Source organism: Synechococcus sp. A15-24 (assembly GCF_014280195.1).
GTDB lineage: Bacteria > Cyanobacteriota > Cyanobacteriia > PCC-6307 > Cyanobiaceae > Parasynechococcus.
Window position 1 is genome coordinate 1,474,800 of the sequence record NZ_CP047960.1, and the last position, 15,075, is coordinate 1,489,874.

Genomic DNA, 15,075 nt, shown 5'->3' on the forward strand with positions numbered 1-15,075 from the left:
ACTGATATTTCACCTATTTCGTGCCACTTACGGTCGTCCTCTCAGGGCCTGCTCCGCCTCTTCCCGATCATCGAAGTGCACTTTCTCGGTACCGAGAATTTGATAGTCCTCATGTCCTTTGCCGGCGATCAACACCAGGTCCGCCGCTGACGCATCAGCAATGGCCTCCGCGATCGCCGTGGCCCTATCGCGCTTCACGCTCAGGTCGGTACCGGAGGGGATCCCCGCCACCACATCGGCAAGGATTTGATCGGGATCTTCCGTGCGCGGGTTGTCGGAGGTGACCACCACCCGGTCCGCCAGGCGAGCAGCAATGGCTGCCATCTGAGGCCGCTTGCCCCGATCCCTGTCGCCACCACAGCCAAACACGCAGACCAGCCGACCATCGGTGAAAGGCCGAGACGCTGCCAGGGCATTCTCAAGACCATCAGGAGTATGGGCGTAATCCACAAGAACAGTGGGCAAGGCGGGAGCTTCAGCACCGTTCACGACCACCCGCTCCATCCGACCAGGCACGCCCCGAAAGCTGCCGACAGCCTCCAGCAGCGGCTCCAGGGGCAGACCCCGTTGCAGCAGTACGCCCACCGCCTGTAACAGGTTCATCAGGTTGAAGCGCCCCAGCAGCGGAGAACAGAAAGCGCCGGATCCGGCGGGACTGAGCAAGCGTCCATGGACGCCCTGTCCGGTCATCTCGAGGTCGACCATCTGCAGCTCCGCTTGCGGGTCTCCAAAGGAGCTGCGCCAGCAACGACCCCCCAGCTGCTCGGCGAGACGGCTCCCCCAGGGGTCATCGCTGTTCACCACCGCCGAAGGTCCGTCCCCGTCCAGCAGGGGAGGCGTGAACAGACGCGCCTTGGCCTTGTAATAGGCCTCCATCGTGCGGTGGTAATCAAGGTGGTCCTGGGTGAGGTTGGTGAACACAGCCCCCGCGAAGCGACACCCCGCCACCCGCTCCTGAACAAGGGCGTGGGAACTCACCTCCATCGCCGCCAGCTGGCTGCCGGCACTTGCTGCTTCTGCCAGCTGGGCTTGCAGGCGATCAGCCACCGATGTGGTGTGGGTGGCCGTGATGCTGTGGCCAGGCCAACGGTTCACCAAGGTGCCGAACAGGGCGGTGGGCTGACCAACTCGAGCCGCCAGATGCTCGATCAGGTGTGTTGTGGTGGTTTTGCCATTGGTACCGGTGACACCGATCAGTGCCATCCGGCGGCAGGGATGCCCCCAATAGGAAGCCGCTAATTCACCGATGCTGCGCGCCACTGGCTCGCGCAGCACTAACACCGGCTGATCGGCGGCGGGAGGCAGCTCCTGCGCGGCGGAAGGTCCGATCACAGCAGCGGCAGCACCTGCCTGCAATGCCTGCCTCCAGAAACGACCGCCATCAACGCGCTCCCCCGGCAGGCCCAGAAACAACGATCCCTCACCCACCAGGCGCGAATCGCTGGTGATGGACATGAGCTGGGGATCGACCAGACCGGCAGGCACATCCAGGCCGACATCCCGCAGCAGGTCATGCAACGACTGACCCATCCGATCGGCCACAACTCGGCTCGTTCTAAGCCGATCCAGCAGGGTTGGACAGGGTCCGTTGCAACCAGTTGAACAGGCCCTCACCGGCCAACCGCGGTGACACCCGTGGCAGCTCCCGGCCCTGGGCCACCAGCACCGGCACCTCCAGGTCGTATCGGCCCTTCAGCTCGGTGGGTAAGTCGTGGCCGTCGATGTCAATCACCTGCAGCGTGATCCCAAGCCCAGCCAGGTTGAGGGCCATTAATCGTTGTTCGAGCCCCTCACAGAGACAGCAGCCCTGGCGGCTGTACAGCACCAACACCTGCATCAGTCCGGCACCGGATCACATCCGCAGGGGGTGAAGGGGTGGCAGCGCAGCAGCCGTTTCACGGTGAGCCAACCACCCCTCCAAGGGCCGTGCCGCTGAATCGCCTCCAGGCCGTAGGCGCTGCAGGTGGGGGTGAAGCGACAGCGGGGACCGATCAGCGGCGAAATGAAACGCCTGTAGAAATTGATTCCAGCCAGCATCAGCCAGGCCAGCGCGGCGTTGATCGCAGCGAGTACGGAACCCAATGGGCTGACCGATACAGTGGCTGGTTCGTGCACTTGCGGCGTCACCTGGGACTGATCCGGTTCCAGCATGGCCAAGCCCGGCACGAATCCAACCTCTACCTTCCCATCCATGGCTCGATACCGCGGCCCTCGTCTGAGGATCACGCGGCGCTTGGGAGACCTCCCCGGTCTCACCCGGAAGGCCGCAAAGCGGTCCTATCCCCCCGGTCAGCACGGCCAAGCCCGTCGCAAGCGCTCTGAATACGCGATCCGTCTCGAAGAGAAGCAGAAGCTTCGCTTCAATTACGGCGTCTCCGAGCGTCAGCTCGTGCGTTACGTGAAGAAAGCGCGCGCCCAGGAGGGTTCCACCGGAACCAACCTGCTCAAGCTGCTCGAGAACCGTCTCGACAATGTCTGTTTCCGCCTCGGCTTCGGTCCAACCGTGCCCGGCGCCCGTCAGCTGGTGAACCACGGCCACGTGACCGTGAATGGCCGTGTCACCGACATCGCCAGCTACCAGTGCAAACCCGGCGATGTGGTCGCCATCCGCGAGCGCAAGTGCAGTAAACAGCTGGCTGAAGGCAACCTGGAGTTCCCCGGTCTGGCCAACGTGCCGACCCACCTGGAACTGGACAAGGCCAAGCTCAGTGCCAAGGTCACCGGTCGCTGTGAACGCGAGTGGGTTGCCCTGGAAATCAACGAACTGCTGGTGGTGGAGTACTACTCCAGAAAGGTTTAAGTTCGGTTCATAACGAGAGCTCTCAGCTTTTTACGAGTACCCATTCAAACTTTATTCAATCTCCTGATACCGTTTTTATTGAACGGTATCAGGAGATTTTTTTTGATTTTTTCCTTTTAGTTAAACACCATTTTGTCTAATTAATTAGTGCCTGATACATTACCCTTGAAAGCAATCTAATGCCATCGTCATCTTTCAAAGTTTTAAAATCAGGCATATTATTGTAAAAAATTGACAAATCATCTAGCAATTCAGGATGAAATTGGAAAGTAAACGATTTTCGTATTTTTTGAGTTTGATAATCTAAATAATTTATGCAAGTAGCTGCTACTTCTGTGCAGACTTCTCCATTTATACGAGTTGAGCAAACAATTTCAACAGATGTTGGTAGATTCAAAATCCAAGATAGATCTGATATCAATATCTTCTTTCTTATAGGATAAACTGCCTTGTGCAATTCTCCAAATGCCCAATTAGCAAAAAGAATTGCTTCCTGGTTAACTACATCGCTATGAAACATTTCTATATGGAGGTTTTTTTCATAAGTAATAAATTTTTCGACAACACCCAGTTCATGCTCGTGAGATAGCTCATGACACATAAGTAAATTTGAAAATTCATCACTAGGATGCAGTCCAGAATGCGAATATTTCTTTAGGTCTACTTTGCCGACCTCAGGCTTAAGGTTAAGCGCAACTGCAAAACAACTATCATTCCAGCCTTTTGCAACTATCTTTTCATTTCTATAAACACATAAACTTTCTCCAACCAAGATAATTTCCGTACACTTCTTCCTGAGATTGTCTAGATAGTAATTACTATCTTCACAATTAATCAAAAATGATAAACAGTCATCAGTCGCTCTTTTAATTATCTCTATATGAGCCTGAGCAGCAAGTTGATGACCTAGGCAAATAAATATAGCAGGAGATGAGTTTGAATCCCTTGAAAGTATAATTTCCTCAGCAACTTCTTGCAAATCTTCTAGCTTAATACTTGTATCATCAAAGCTTTTGCAATCTTTTAAAGTTGGATAACCCCCCTCTACGAAACACATAATACAGTTTTTAATCAATTCTATTAAAAGTTCATTATTTAAAGGACCAGCCTCCCAGAGTGGTATCAATATTGAATCGCAGTCGGCTATATATTGAGACAAGTACGCAATATTTATAGATGCTTTAACCTCATTCCCATATGGATTTACTCCGACATGCTTAGCGGGCTCTATTATACAAATAGAATTTCTATAAATTCCAGGATATTTTAGAATTTCTTTTAAATCATTATTCGATCTTACAACTCTTTCCAAAGGACCTTCTTCTCCCCATTGACTATTGGCAAGTAAATCCAATTTCTTATCATAAAAAGGTTCAAGCAAACTATTTGAATCTCTATCATTTATGAAATCGGCCAAAAGAAATTCAATACTTGTTCGATTCGATTTTCCAGGCCTGAAAAAGCCAGCCATAGCTTTAAATACTGACATTTTCAATATTAGCCTCTTTGTCAACCGTATTTTAGTATCTAGTACGACAGAGTGGCATGGCATTAGCGCTTTAATGATAATTAAAACGTAATCGATAGTGAAATAGAATGTCTATTTATTGCTTATCTAGTGTGTCAAGCGTCCACTCACAAGGGCGAGCAATCAAGATCTCGTTGACCACTGTATTGGGAGCTGCTGAGGCATTTATTGCCAAGTACGCAGAGTGGATCAATAGTCACGGCGTTGATCTCACCTCGGCTCAACCAAGCGAATGGGCGGCTAGCTAAAAATCAGTGTTGGCAGCGGTTCAGATCCTTGGAGCGTTCTGTGTCAGAAGGTCAGCGGCATAACCAACGCTTAGCCAGCTCCAGGAGCCCAACCAGCCTCAGTACGCCAAGTTGGTGCTAGAGCTTGCACCGGTTTTTATGCGTGCTGAAGTTTTCCAGATGGTTCGATCCAATACAGTTCACACCCCTAAAGGAGCTTTACAACGGACTTACAACTGAAGGAGGTGCCATGAGTCGATCAAGGTCGTACAACCGCTTTCATCGTTATCTGGCTCGGCAGAAACGCCGTGGACTGCGCTCCGTCCTGCCGCAGTACCAGATGGAGTATGAGTACTACGGAACGCCCATTGATCACAGCCAAGACATGCTCAACAGGCTGAAAGGACGTGAAATCGAGCTTGAGCTGCTGGAAGCTCAGGCCTGACTAACTAATTAGCCAGCTTCAGGAGCCCAACCAGTTTCAGCACGCCACGTTGGTGCCCAGAGCTTGCAACTCTTCTGAGAAGGGCGCCTGGGCCAGCTGGCCTCAGAGCCTTCGGTGGAACGCACAACGTGATCGACATTAATTGAACGGGCAGAACGTTGAGCTCAGCTCGCTTTGACTGACTTCTCAGAGCTAGAGGCGCATCCCGGCAATCGTGACTTCGAGAGAGTCAATGCACTGGTCTGCATGGGCTGGGAAGGCATCGAGTCAGCAGCAGTCCAAGAAGAGCCAACAGCAGAACTCTTCATCGCAGAAGACAAGAGCTTCGTGGAATGCACATGGACCGCAGGCTTCAGCCTGAGTTCAGGCTCCTACGAGTTTTACGGCGAGGGCGAGACCTACACCGGTGAAGAGGATGCTGTCGAGAAGTACGACACCAGTTCACTGGAGGGCGGCCTTCAGGTTGCAGTGAGAGTTCTTGAGGAATTGCTTGGCGATGACCAAGTCGAATCAGCAAGAAAGATCGTTGAGCAACTTCAGGAGACCAATCCAGAGTGATTCCGGCTTAGTTCCTGAACAGCGCCGCCTCCGTATTCACTGCGCATTCCTAATCAACTCGTCAAACTAGTCCAACCAAAAAGAAACCCCCGCTTGAGGCAGGGGCTTGGGATCTGATTCAGCCTTGATCACTTGGTGTACGAAGCACCTCGGTAGGTCAGGCGTGGATGAGCGTTGCGAGCGACTTCTTCGCGGCAGGTGTTGTAGTGCTCGCGGCGGTAGGTCAGCTCGACACAAGCTTTGAGCGAAGGTGCTTGGGCTTCGTAGGAGTGACCTCTGTAGAGAAGAGCAGTCATGGTTTGTCCCTCAGAAAATTCCAAGTCCCCGTTCCGTGGCTTGGAGTGTCTGCGCCCCTGCGTACAGAGGTGAACGTTTTGTAGCAGTTGCTACAGACAGATCATACGCCCGTGTCAAGCCTATGAACGTGCGTAACAACCTCGCTTCATCATTCGCGCAGGCTTGTCGCTATCTGTCTTTGTTGAGCCAAGTGCCTGACGGAATGAGGCATTTGCTCAAACCCTACTCAAACTCTCCAAAATTTCTCAAAAAGCAGTACAGTACTAAAAAGGTGGACTACTCAAAAAGGTCTGATTTTCAATTCTGGCCACAGCCTTGGTTGTGCCGAAAGCTCTTTCAACTCCTGCCACCTTCACCAGGGGTTGGCAGGAGTTTTTTTATGCCAAAAAAACCTGATCCCAAGAAGTCACAGTCACTCGGCGATTTTCAAAGACTGCTCTAAATGATTGACGTGTCTTTCCAGGATAATTTCACGACGGTGCATCTCAAGCTCACGCTTATGGGTTTTCTCATCGATCCGGGAGCGACCACCATTCATCATCTCCGAGTAAGTAAGAGCTCTTGGTTTTTTTTGAGGAAGGCCCTGGTCGTCCATCCAAATCATGGATTAATCGATTAACATATTGAACAATCTAGCGTCATTCGAGAGAATGACGTCCCAATGCATCAATACAGATCAAATCCTTAAGAATTCAGCTCAAACAATTCAGACAAGCGTTCCGAACGAACTATTTCAAGATCAACAATCCAACTGAGCTCATTCCCTTGACACATGACGCCACCACAAACCTGTCATCAAGAGCCCTTAGGCGCATTGATTTAAACATCAAGCCTTACATGCAAAGCGACGACGGAATTGCGACCTGGCAAATTATCAACACGATAATCCCGTTGATCATATGCTGCATTGCCATTGGCAATCTCACCAACGAACTAACATCAGTCTCGCTCGTTTTAGTCCCAGCACTTTTTATATTAATCATTCTATTTTTGAGCAGAAGCTTTTCACTGATGCACGACTGTGGTCACCACAGCTTATTTGGATCGAAAACTGCTAATCGAATTGCCGCCTTTCTGTTGAGCATTGTCCACGCAATGCCTCATCACCCCTGGTCAAGAGGCCATGCATTTCACCACAAACACAACGGTAATTGGAATCGATACAGAGGCCCGTCCGCTCTCACAACACGTCGCGAATACAACGCAAGAAACAAAAGCTCTCAATTCATGTACCAATTTTTACGTCATCCAGCAATACTTCTCCCAGGGGGATTCTACTATCTTGTTCTCAAACCAAGAGCAGCACTAATGCTTGGCCTTATTGAGCTCACCGCCAACGCATTCTCGGATGCATTTTGCAAACTTTCAAGCGGGCAAACATTCAACATAAGCTCATTTATCAACAGTCATAAGTCAAGCTTCTTTTACACTAAAGGAGAAGTTTATGACACAACTGCCAATAGCATCTGTGTTTTACTGGCCTGGTATTGGATTGGAAATACGATTGGTCACTGGCATTTTTGGATTTTATATTCAGCCATCATGAGCGTCAGCGCCGCAATTATGATCGCTGTCTTTTTTGTTCAGCACAATTTCCCAGAATCATATGCTAGCGGCGACAAAGATTGGAGTTACCTCAAGGGAGCAATTGACGGATCATCTTTTTTAATTATGCCTCGTATACTCAACTGGTTTACAGCAGACATTGCCTACCATCACGTTCACCACTTGTCCGAAAGAATCCCTAATTACCGCCTTCGTATGTGCCATGAATATAATGAGAACAAATTCAGCAGCGTTAAGCGACTGCAACTTCATCAACTCTGGAACTGCTTTTCATTGATCCTTTGGGACGACGAAACCTATCAACTCACCTCAATCGATTGACAATGATTTATTTTTACATAAAGCAATGAGAACCTCATTAAACTTCCTTTCGCATTATCGAAAGAATTCACGTTAAAGATACGTGCTTAGTGCAATAACATCGGTCGTTGTGAGCGCTGGCGGAAAATCAAGATCAACGAATATGGATCGTGAGGCAAGTCCACCGCAAGGTCCGATGCGCTTTGCCCCCCTGTGCCCCCGATGAGCGACCCTGGTCTAAGGATTGCAATTGTTTTTGGCTGAATCTGAGGCTCTGCAGAACCTCAGCTCCCATCAATGGTGGGGGCTGATCCATCCGGTGGTGATGATGTTAATCGTCTACCCCGTGACGGGAGCGACGATCCGATTGGGAATCCTGGCGCGGGAACGGCGATTGGAGATCAACCCGATTGCGGACACGGTGCCCCTTGAGCATGCCCAGCACGGCGCCTGGGTGACCGGCGGAGTTCTGGTGGCGGTGCTGATCGGCCTCAGCCACAGCCTGACAGGAGCAGAGATCGGCCTCGTGCTGCTGTCGGGTTTTGTGGTGCTGATCGGGTACATCTCCTTACTGCGCAGCCGCCTGATCTGGCAGCGGCTGCTGGCGGCTGCCATCTCCTGGGGAGGGATGTTGACCCTGGGGCTTCAACCGGCCGTGGAACGGCTGAGTGATCAGCCCTGGACAGGATTGTTCTGGCAATCCCACTTCTGGATGGGCTGGATCCTCACCGGTCTGCTGCTCAGCTCAACGGTGATCCAACCCCTGATCGGTCGCAGCACACGGCTGCGGCATTGGCATGTCGCCACCAACGTGCTGGTGGCTTTGCTGCTGGCCATGCAGGCGATTTCCGGAAGCCGCGATCTGGTAATCAGCGGCCTGTTGCGGCTGCATGGAGCAAGCTGAGCTCAAAGCAAGAAACTGATGTCCAAAGCCAGGGATCTGATCAACGCCCATCTGTATCCGGTGCTGGCCACGTTCACCGTGATTTACGGCTCGATTCAGATCGCACCCATGGCACAACAGGCCCGCTACCTCAACCGTTGCGTCGAAGCAGCGCCCAAAGGGATTAATACCGCTCGAGCGGTGATGTTCTGCCACGGCCGACCAGCGATGCCTAACAAGGCAAGTCGAGAATTAAAACTCTGAACATTCCCGAGAGCGAATGAATGAATAACGCTCCGAGTCACATTTTCTTCATTATTCAGATTGTTTTAAGCGGCTTTTGTTGAGATGACCACGCATATCGCCTACTGCTTCGCTTGACTTAGCAGAACGGCACCCAGCGAATGACGACGTCGCCAAGAGCACGGCTGAACAGCCTCTTGGCGCATCGCTGGAAGGAGATGGGCGAGCCATCCTTGATGCGTCAGCACAAGTATTCATTACTACTGAGGAGCATTCGAGCCGAGAAACGCCTTGTCGCCCTGGAGCTGCTTGATCTCATGCTCGAAGACACTTGCCAACAACTCGACAGGATCTAAATCCGTCAAACAGTTTGATCTGATCAAACAGAATGATGACAATCTTGACCCTGCTCCTTCTCTCCTCAGCAGCACATCTCCTCGCTGCCGAAACATCTCAGTCCCCGAAGCAATGGATCGGTCGCTGTGAGCCGGTCAATGCCGTTGTGATCATGAATCAAGCGCTCAGCGAAGGCAGAACCGACGCAGAAGCCTTCGCTGCTGTCGTGGAAGCACGGTCATTTGACGGATCAAAAGCTTGCATCGACTTCATGCGAGAAGCCTCCATGAACATGCGGGAGGGATACCCAAAAACGTTCAAGTCGCTGTGGATGGACTGAACGCGGCCTGGGAGCCACACCAGATCTGGTGTCCCGTACGGCTGAAGCCCTCGGCAATCCAACAAAAAAGCCGCCTCTGCGGGCGGCCAGGTGATGGGGATATCCACAAGCTAGCTCAGAAACCAAGTGGTGCCAGCCCTTTCCAAATTCAACGTGACGAAGAACACAAAACGGCTGTCCACAGCCTGTGGAGTGTCAAGGCAGCTCAACAAAGTCTTTACAGAAAACCCACTAGATCTAGTGCATTTTTCAAATTGACCGACCCACAGACCCTATCTTTGGTGCGTTGGTCGGGTGATGGGGATCGCCTGCGCTCGAGCCCCCTGGATGAAGGGGGCTTTTTGATGGCTGCCAGTCTTCTTGCTTTGAACGCGCCAGCAACTGAACCATCACAATCACTCAACCCCATCACCATCGGCGAAGGACAGTCCTGGAAACTGGCCCGATCTGACTGGACAGGATTCGAGGACAATCCATGACGCTCATCCTCGTGACAACAGGCTTTCTCAGCTTGCTCTGGCTGACGCAAACCCTGGTGAGACGAAACCTGGACAACCGCAAGGACCCGTCATGAGGCATTCACCGTGACGCCGAGCCGTCATGGTGGCGCTCCAGCCTGATCCGTTCATAGTCCGCATCCGACAGCTCCTGCATGCACAACATGGCGCTGAGACGACGGTGGTATCGGCAGTAGCCGAGAAAGGCATGCACACCGATCAGCAGGCCCCCGAACAGCAGCAACAGCGACTGGTCGGCTGTAGCCCCCACCAGCGCAGAAAAGCCCCAGGTGAGCAACAACGCCACAAGGGCGCTGCGCATCAACCGTCGTAGGGGCAAGACGACCATCGGAAAGCCTGACGTCAGTCTTCGGTGAACTGACCGCTGCGCGCCAGGATCTCTTCCGCAGCACTGAAGTGAGGCTCGTCCAGCACCATATCAGGGTTGTAGCGGTAGTTCTCATGCAGAAACCTGGACTGGGTGACAGCGTCTTCAACGCCGTTGATGGCACCGACTGCCCGTGAACGAACGCTCTTCTGCTGCTCCAGGTCGTCGGAATGCAGAGAGACCTGCAATTCATCACGCAGCACCGAAAGATGGGCTGCGCTTTTCACCACGCCGTAGATGCGTTGCACCCGATCCCGTTCGATCGACTCAACCCCCAGGGTGTGTGCCCGCTCCAGCTCCGAATCCAGGCTCGGCCAGTACCGGGAGGTGTAATACGCACCGGAGTCCTGGTGGTACCAGGATTCACTACGGGCGATGGAGGAGGACACGGTGTTGTGCAGCTTCCAGAGGAACAACCGCAGCGAATCACCATCGCTCACGCGCTCCAGCTTGTCCTGCAGGGAGACCTCCAGAGTGCTGCTGGCCTCATCCGATCCCAGCAGCAGGTACTCAATCGGATACATCGACACCTCGCGATTACGCACCACGTAGCGATTGAGATGAAAGCGGCAGTAGGGGCAGGGATACATCGTGGCCAGTGCAGCAAAGAAGGCCTTGAACGTCTCCACCGATTGCTGCTGCTGCCCACCCGGTTGGGCGGCGATCAGTTCAGCACTGGTGTGCATGAAACGCCAGGTCGCCGGTCCGATGTAGTAAGGGAAACTCACCCGCATCTGGCTGGCCTCCACGTCATGCCGGCCGACGTGCAGATCCAGAAAGGCGACGTACTGGCAGAGGAAACCGGATTCACGCCCGAACTCCTCCCGCTCCCGGCGTTTCTGGACACCGTTGAGGTAATGGCGGGTCAGCTCCCAGGCCCGTTTTAGCTCCTTCTTGACCTCCAGAGGACGGGAGTTGAAGGCCTCCTCAGTGGCATGGCCGTAGAGATCAAACTCGCCGGCGGCATGGCGTTCAGCGAACCAGGCATTGAGATCGGTGTCGTCGGCGTTATCCCAAGCGAAGATGTCGTCTTTGCTCAGAACCGAACTCGCCCGCAGCAGCAGTGGCATGAACTCGTCGTACCAGTAGGCCGTTGGCATGATCGAGCCGGCGAAGCGCTCATCACCGGGGTCGACGATCACCCGCTGCCAACTGTCGTGATAGGGACGTGTTGAAGCGGGTTTCTGATGATCCAGCTCAGCGGTGACCTCACGATGGTCATCAAGCTGCCGAAGGCGATTCAGCTCGTGGCTCTGAAGATCCTCATGGGTGACCTGATCCGGGCTGTGGCCATGCAGTGCCGCCGTCAGCAACACCTCCAGCACCACGGACACGATCTGATGATGGTGGTCCAGCTCCGCCAGTTCCTGCTCCAGCCGGCCCTCCGCCTCCAGCATCGCTTCAGTGGGAGAGATCGACTCCCAGTTCGCCATGCGCTCGCGCAGGGCCTCTTCGGCACCATTCACAGAAGTCTTCAGGCTCTCGAACGGCTCTTCAGCGCCAGGCTCAACGATGCCGAGGGACAGGTAGAGATCAACGGCCGCATTCACGAACCGAACAAAGTCCGGAATCGTGTACGGCAGGTCGTAGGCCCGTAGGTGGGTCTCGGAATTGGCGGAGTAGCTCTCACGAAAACTGCGGTAAGCCGCCCCTTGGATCAGACGGAACCAACCGATCTGCATCTGCAACGGTGACGTCCCCTTGTGATTGTTCAGACCACCCTGATTGCCTCGCCCTGCTGAAGAAGTACCGCGGGAGACCCCATGGGGATCCACCGCCCGGTGCCCGCCGCTGTAGGCGCGCGGATGCGCTTCAAATCCCTCTGGCAGGTAGTCCAGCAGTCGCTGGAGGTCGATCCGGTCAGAACCGTCCCGAGCGATTTCGATCGCAATGGCATCGGCCGTTTGCTCAGACACCTCAAACAGATGGATCAACCGCTTGAGATCCGCCAGCTCGATCCAGCCATCACCGTCCTGATCGAGCAAACGGAAGGCCTCACGTGCCTTGAGGCCGGCGTCACCCACCTGCAGTGCCAGCAGAAGGCGCCACTCCTGAAGACTGATGGCTCCATCCTTGAGCCGATACGCGTCAATGGCACCGTTCAGGTCGTCCATGGTGAGATCCGCGCCGCTGGATTGCAGGCGGCCTGCCATCTGCCCCGCCGTCAACCCAGTGGGCGACAACCCTGAAAAGACAGTTTCAAAGGCACTGGAGGAGAGAGAAGCCACAAGGATTGGTCCGATGTCGGAACGGTAATGAGATCAACGGCCTCCGGCCGTTAGCGGCAGCACGCTGCCCAGATCCAATCCGTCTGCCAGCTGATCCCCTCGGCGATGCAACGCCCGCAGAGCACGGCGTTGAAACTCCCGCTCCGTCGTCCATTGCTCGCCGGCGCGGGTCACCAGCAACACCTGCATCTGAACCCCAAGAGCCGTGGTGCGCTTGACGCCCCGCAGGATCGGATCCCCCAGCAGCCGGCTGCCCCACACAGGGTCGAGAGAGAAGTCCTCGATCTCGAGCGCCAGGGTTCTGTAGACAATCTCCAGATCCGTTTGTCGATGTGAAATCACAAACGTGACCAGACTTCCCGAGCGCAGCTTCGTGTGGTTCCGCATCTGCAGGATCGAGGAGTTGTCGAGGATGTTCATCCGTTGGTCCAGGCAGCGGATCTGGGTGCTGAACAGGCCCATCTCAATCACTTCTCCCTCGATGCCCTCCACCTCGATCCAGTCGCCGATGGCGTAGCGGTCCTCCAGCAGCATCACCAACCCTGCAGAAAAATCCCTCAGCAATCCCTGGAACACAAACGCCAGCGCTCCCAGCAAGGCACCACCGGCCAGCAACAGCGACACCGACGCGGAACGAACGCCAGGGATATCCAGCAGCACCCAGAGCAGCACCACCCCGATCCCGACCACGTTGATCAACCGATGCGTTGTGCTCAGCAAACTGCAATAGCGCTGCTGACGCCGGGCCTGAAGCCGCTGAGGAACATCCACATCCGCCGCCCACTGGCTGAGCAGGAAAGTGCTCAAGCTGCGCAGCAGGAACGCTGCCAGCGTTACCGCCAGAAACTTGATCACAGCAAGCGATGGCTGCAACACCAGCTCAATCCCCAGGGGAACCTGACTGGGGATCGCCACCACCACCACACCGAACATCAGCACCAGCAGGTAGAGCATCAGCAACAGCACGCCGATGCTCAGGGCCTGTTCTGCGTGCAACCGAGTTTCGCTCCTGCGATCAGAACGCCCCCGGGTCCGCAGCTCACCATGCAGGCGTGAAGTGCGTTGCCGTAGTCGCCGCCAGAGCAGCAACATCGCCGCAAACAACAGCAGCAGCAGCAGTTCCAACACCAAGGCCAGACGGAAGCGTCGGGCCAACTGCGGCGGTGCATAGATCCGGCGGGCATGGTTCAGCCGCTCCTCCAGGTGTTCCCGCCAGGCCTGGGCCAGGGCCAACTCCCGTGCCCCATTGATCTCCGCATCGGCACGGGTCACGGTCAACAGCGGGAAGGGTTGCTTGCGTCCCGGCAGCCGTGCCGCCAGCTCATAGGGACCACTGCCGTTCCGCAGCACCTCCAGGGTCAACGGCGTGCCGGACCGATCCAGGCCGTAGCGCTGACCAGCCGTGCAGACGTGCGCATCGGACTGAAGAAGGCTGTCCAGCATCCACTCGCTGAGCCGCTCGCTGAAACTGCAGAGCTGGTTTGGGTCGTAAAGAGCGCGCAGATTGCCTTCAATCACCCTGGCTCTCACCGAGGCCTCAATCCCGCGCTGGTCCCCCAGCTGCACCGGGCTGGCGACGGTGATGGCGGGCACCCCGAGAATCCGGACCTTGGCCAGCTTGAATTTCCTTCGAACTGCGCCTGCTTGTCCTGCTGTTGAGCAGGAGATCCCGCCGGACCGGTCGGGATGAAATCCAGTATCGACGCCTGAGCCACAAGCGGCATCAGGGCCAACAGCACTGCCGTTGACCAGAGCCCCAGGCGTCGTCTGAGACGGAACACGGCTCAACCTGGCGTTAATGAATTCATTGTGCTGTCCCTGAGAATGGATCGCAGCCAAGGCAGGCTCAGGCCGATCACGTTGGAATAACAACCTTCCAAACCGGCAATCAAAGGAGCCCCGCGGCCCTCGAGGGCGAAACCGCCGGCACAGTGAAGCGGCTCTCCGGTGGCGACATAGGCCTGGATCTCTTTTTCAGTTATTGCAGCGAAATGGACGCGGGTGCTGACGCAGGCCAGGCGGTTCTCGCCGCTGCGAACCAGCAGGGCGTGCCCGGTGAGCAACTCGCCGCTGCCTCCGGCCATGCGCCGCCAGCGCGCAGCAGCTTCCTCCGCATCCTGCGGTTTGCCAAACACCTCCCCCTCGAACAGCAGAAGCGAATCGCACCCCAACACCAAGGAGATCTCAGCGTCGCTTCCGTCCGAAACAGCTTTGGCCTTCGCCAAGGCCAACTGCTGCACCAGCTGGGCGGGGTCGTCGTTCTTGATGGTGCTTTCATCCACTCCGCTGACGCGCACGCGATGGGGAATCTGCGCCAGTTCAAGCAGCCGGCGGCGAGCCGGCGAGGCAGAGGCCAGAAGCAGCACAGAATCACTCCGCTGGGAACACTCCGTAGGCTGCCAACACTGGGGGATTCCGCCATCGAACATCCCACTGAGC

The 15,075-nt window shown here is 55.0% G+C and carries 19 protein-coding genes; 9 read left to right on the forward strand and 10 right to left on the reverse strand.

Translation table 11 applies throughout. The features are described from left to right. Positions 1–27: 27 nt before the first annotated feature. The 3 genes from SynA1524_RS08420 to yidD are packed head-to-tail and all read right to left on the reverse strand — an operon-like array spanning position 28 to position 2,115. Positions 28–1,530, reverse strand: coding sequence for a UDP-N-acetylmuramoyl-L-alanyl-D-glutamate--2,6-diaminopimelate ligase (locus tag SynA1524_RS08420; protein WP_186499581.1), 1,503 nt, complete (start codon positions 1,528–1,530; stop codon positions 28–30). Positions 1,531–1,555: 25 nt separating this feature from the next. Further along, positions 1,556–1,837: a glutaredoxin family protein gene (locus SynA1524_RS08425; protein WP_186496799.1), complete on the reverse strand. Its 282-nt coding sequence runs from the start codon at positions 1,835–1,837 to the stop codon at positions 1,556–1,558. Further along, positions 1,837–2,115 carry a membrane protein insertion efficiency factor YidD gene (yidD, locus tag SynA1524_RS08430; protein ID WP_502707920.1) on the reverse strand — a complete coding sequence of 93 codons (279 nt, stop codon included), beginning with the start codon at positions 2,113–2,115 and terminating at the stop codon, positions 1,837–1,839. Before yidD ends, SynA1524_RS08425 begins: the two co-directional genes overlap by 1 nt. 76 nt (positions 2,116–2,191) lie before the next feature. Here yidD and rpsD point away from each other — a divergent pair, with 76 nt between their 5' ends. Continuing rightward, entirely contained in the window at positions 2,192–2,800 is a 609-nt protein-coding gene (rpsD, locus tag SynA1524_RS08435; RefSeq protein WP_011128556.1) for a 30S ribosomal protein S4, read from the forward strand. A 136-nt stretch (positions 2,801–2,936) separates the two neighbouring features. Here the strand turns inward: rpsD and SynA1524_RS08440 are convergent, their stop codons facing one another. Continuing rightward, positions 2,937–4,289, reverse strand: a complete 1,353-nt coding sequence (locus SynA1524_RS08440) for a hypothetical protein (RefSeq protein ID WP_186496801.1) — start codon at positions 4,287–4,289, stop codon at positions 2,937–2,939. 516 nt (positions 4,290–4,805) lie between these two features. Between SynA1524_RS08440 and SynA1524_RS08445 the strand changes: the two genes are divergently transcribed. Next, positions 4,806–5,000, forward strand: a complete 195-nt coding sequence (locus tag SynA1524_RS08445) for a hypothetical protein (protein WP_186496803.1) — start codon at positions 4,806–4,808, stop codon at positions 4,998–5,000. A 174-nt stretch (positions 5,001–5,174) separates the two neighbouring features. Beyond that, positions 5,175–5,558, forward strand: a complete 384-nt coding sequence (locus tag SynA1524_RS08450) for a hypothetical protein (RefSeq protein ID WP_186496805.1) — start codon at positions 5,175–5,177, stop codon at positions 5,556–5,558. A gap of 128 nt (positions 5,559–5,686) precedes the next feature. Here SynA1524_RS08450 and SynA1524_RS08455 read toward each other — a convergent pair whose 3' ends face one another. Both SynA1524_RS08455 and SynA1524_RS08460 read right to left on the reverse strand, forming a co-directional pair. Then, positions 5,687–5,854, reverse strand: a complete 168-nt coding sequence (locus SynA1524_RS08455; protein ID WP_186496806.1) for a DUF4278 domain-containing protein — start codon at positions 5,852–5,854, stop codon at positions 5,687–5,689. Positions 5,855–6,267: 413 nt separating this feature from the next. Further along, positions 6,268–6,450 carry a hypothetical protein gene (locus SynA1524_RS08460; RefSeq protein WP_186496807.1) on the reverse strand — a complete coding sequence of 61 codons (183 nt, stop codon included), beginning with the start codon at positions 6,448–6,450 and terminating at the stop codon, positions 6,268–6,270. Between the two features lie 170 nt (positions 6,451–6,620). On the opposite strand from SynA1524_RS08460, the gene SynA1524_RS08465 reads away from it, so the two are divergent. The 6 genes from SynA1524_RS08465 to SynA1524_RS13055 all read left to right on the forward strand — a co-directional run bounded on the left by SynA1524_RS08465 (position 6,621) and on the right by SynA1524_RS13055 (position 10,002). Continuing rightward, on the forward strand, positions 6,621–7,742 hold the full coding sequence (locus tag SynA1524_RS08465) for a fatty acid desaturase (RefSeq protein ID WP_286188545.1): 1,122 nt from the start codon (positions 6,621–6,623) through the stop codon (positions 7,740–7,742). 235 nt (positions 7,743–7,977) lie between these two features. Next, entirely contained in the window at positions 7,978–8,625 is a 648-nt protein-coding gene (locus SynA1524_RS08470) for a DUF4079 domain-containing protein (RefSeq protein WP_286188546.1), read from the forward strand. A gap of 18 nt (positions 8,626–8,643) precedes the next feature. Further along, positions 8,644–8,868, forward strand: coding sequence for a hypothetical protein (locus SynA1524_RS08475; RefSeq protein ID WP_186499668.1), 225 nt, complete (start codon positions 8,644–8,646; stop codon positions 8,866–8,868). Positions 8,869–9,008: 140 nt separating this feature from the next. Continuing rightward, entirely contained in the window at positions 9,009–9,203 is a 195-nt protein-coding gene (locus SynA1524_RS08480) for a hypothetical protein (protein WP_186496808.1), read from the forward strand. Positions 9,204–9,247: 44 nt separating this feature from the next. Beyond that, complete coding sequence (locus tag SynA1524_RS08485) at positions 9,248–9,523, forward strand: hypothetical protein (protein WP_186496809.1); 276 nt, start codon at positions 9,248–9,250, stop codon at positions 9,521–9,523. 344 nt (positions 9,524–9,867) lie between these two features. Next, positions 9,868–10,002 (forward strand): hypothetical protein, encoded by a 135-nt coding sequence (locus SynA1524_RS13055; RefSeq protein WP_286188547.1) that lies wholly within the window; start codon positions 9,868–9,870, stop codon positions 10,000–10,002. A gap of 100 nt (positions 10,003–10,102) precedes the next feature. On the opposite strand, the gene SynA1524_RS08490 is transcribed toward SynA1524_RS13055, so the two are convergent. From SynA1524_RS08490 to SynA1524_RS08505, 4 genes are all read right to left on the reverse strand, one after another. After that, positions 10,103–10,342, reverse strand: coding sequence for a hypothetical protein (locus SynA1524_RS08490; RefSeq protein ID WP_222930480.1), 240 nt, complete (start codon positions 10,340–10,342; stop codon positions 10,103–10,105). A 41-nt stretch (positions 10,343–10,383) separates the two neighbouring features. After that, positions 10,384–12,561, reverse strand: coding sequence for an ERV1/ALR-related protein (locus SynA1524_RS08495; RefSeq protein WP_186496811.1), 2,178 nt, complete (start codon positions 12,559–12,561; stop codon positions 10,384–10,386). 108 nt (positions 12,562–12,669) lie between these two features. Further along, positions 12,670–14,424, reverse strand: coding sequence for a mechanosensitive ion channel family protein (locus tag SynA1524_RS08500; RefSeq protein WP_186496816.1), 1,755 nt, complete (start codon positions 14,422–14,424; stop codon positions 12,670–12,672). Beyond that, complete coding sequence (locus SynA1524_RS08505) at positions 14,421–15,002, reverse strand: nucleoside triphosphate pyrophosphatase (protein ID WP_186496818.1); 582 nt, start codon at positions 15,000–15,002, stop codon at positions 14,421–14,423. The genes SynA1524_RS08500 and SynA1524_RS08505 overlap by 4 nt, the downstream gene beginning before the upstream one ends. Positions 15,003–15,075: the final 73 nt, after the last annotated feature.

What these genes read in the sequence shown, in the direction of transcription:
- SynA1524_RS08420 (WP_186499581.1), bottom strand. Translation starts at nt 1,530, where the DNA reads ATGGGTCAGTCGTTGCATGACCTGCTGCGGGATGTCGGCCTGGATGTG.
- SynA1524_RS08425 (WP_186496799.1), bottom strand. Translation starts at nt 1,837, where the DNA reads ATGCAGGTGTTGGTGCTGTACAGCCGCCAGGGCTGCTGTCTCTGTGAG.
- rpsD (WP_011128556.1), top strand. Translation starts at nt 2,192, where the DNA reads ATGGCTCGATACCGCGGCCCTCGTCTGAGGATCACGCGGCGCTTGGGA.
- SynA1524_RS08440 (WP_186496801.1), bottom strand. Translation starts at nt 4,289, where the DNA reads ATGTCAGTATTTAAAGCTATGGCTGGCTTTTTCAGGCCTGGAAAATCG.
- SynA1524_RS08445 (WP_186496803.1), top strand. Translation starts at nt 4,806, where the DNA reads ATGAGTCGATCAAGGTCGTACAACCGCTTTCATCGTTATCTGGCTCGG.
- SynA1524_RS08455 (WP_186496806.1), bottom strand. Translation starts at nt 5,854, where the DNA reads ATGACTGCTCTTCTCTACAGAGGTCACTCCTACGAAGCCCAAGCACCT.
- SynA1524_RS08460 (WP_186496807.1), bottom strand. Translation starts at nt 6,450, where the DNA reads ATGGACGACCAGGGCCTTCCTCAAAAAAAACCAAGAGCTCTTACTTAC.
- SynA1524_RS08475 (WP_186499668.1), top strand. Translation starts at nt 8,644, where the DNA reads ATGTCCAAAGCCAGGGATCTGATCAACGCCCATCTGTATCCGGTGCTG.
- SynA1524_RS08480 (WP_186496808.1), top strand. Translation starts at nt 9,009, where the DNA reads ATGACGACGTCGCCAAGAGCACGGCTGAACAGCCTCTTGGCGCATCGC.
- SynA1524_RS13055 (WP_286188547.1), top strand. Translation starts at nt 9,868, where the DNA reads ATGGCTGCCAGTCTTCTTGCTTTGAACGCGCCAGCAACTGAACCATCA.
- SynA1524_RS08490 (WP_222930480.1), bottom strand. Translation starts at nt 10,342, where the DNA reads ATGCGCAGCGCCCTTGTGGCGTTGTTGCTCACCTGGGGCTTTTCTGCG.
- SynA1524_RS08495 (WP_186496811.1), bottom strand. Translation starts at nt 12,561, where the DNA reads ATGGCAGGCCGCCTGCAATCCAGCGGCGCGGATCTCACCATGGACGAC.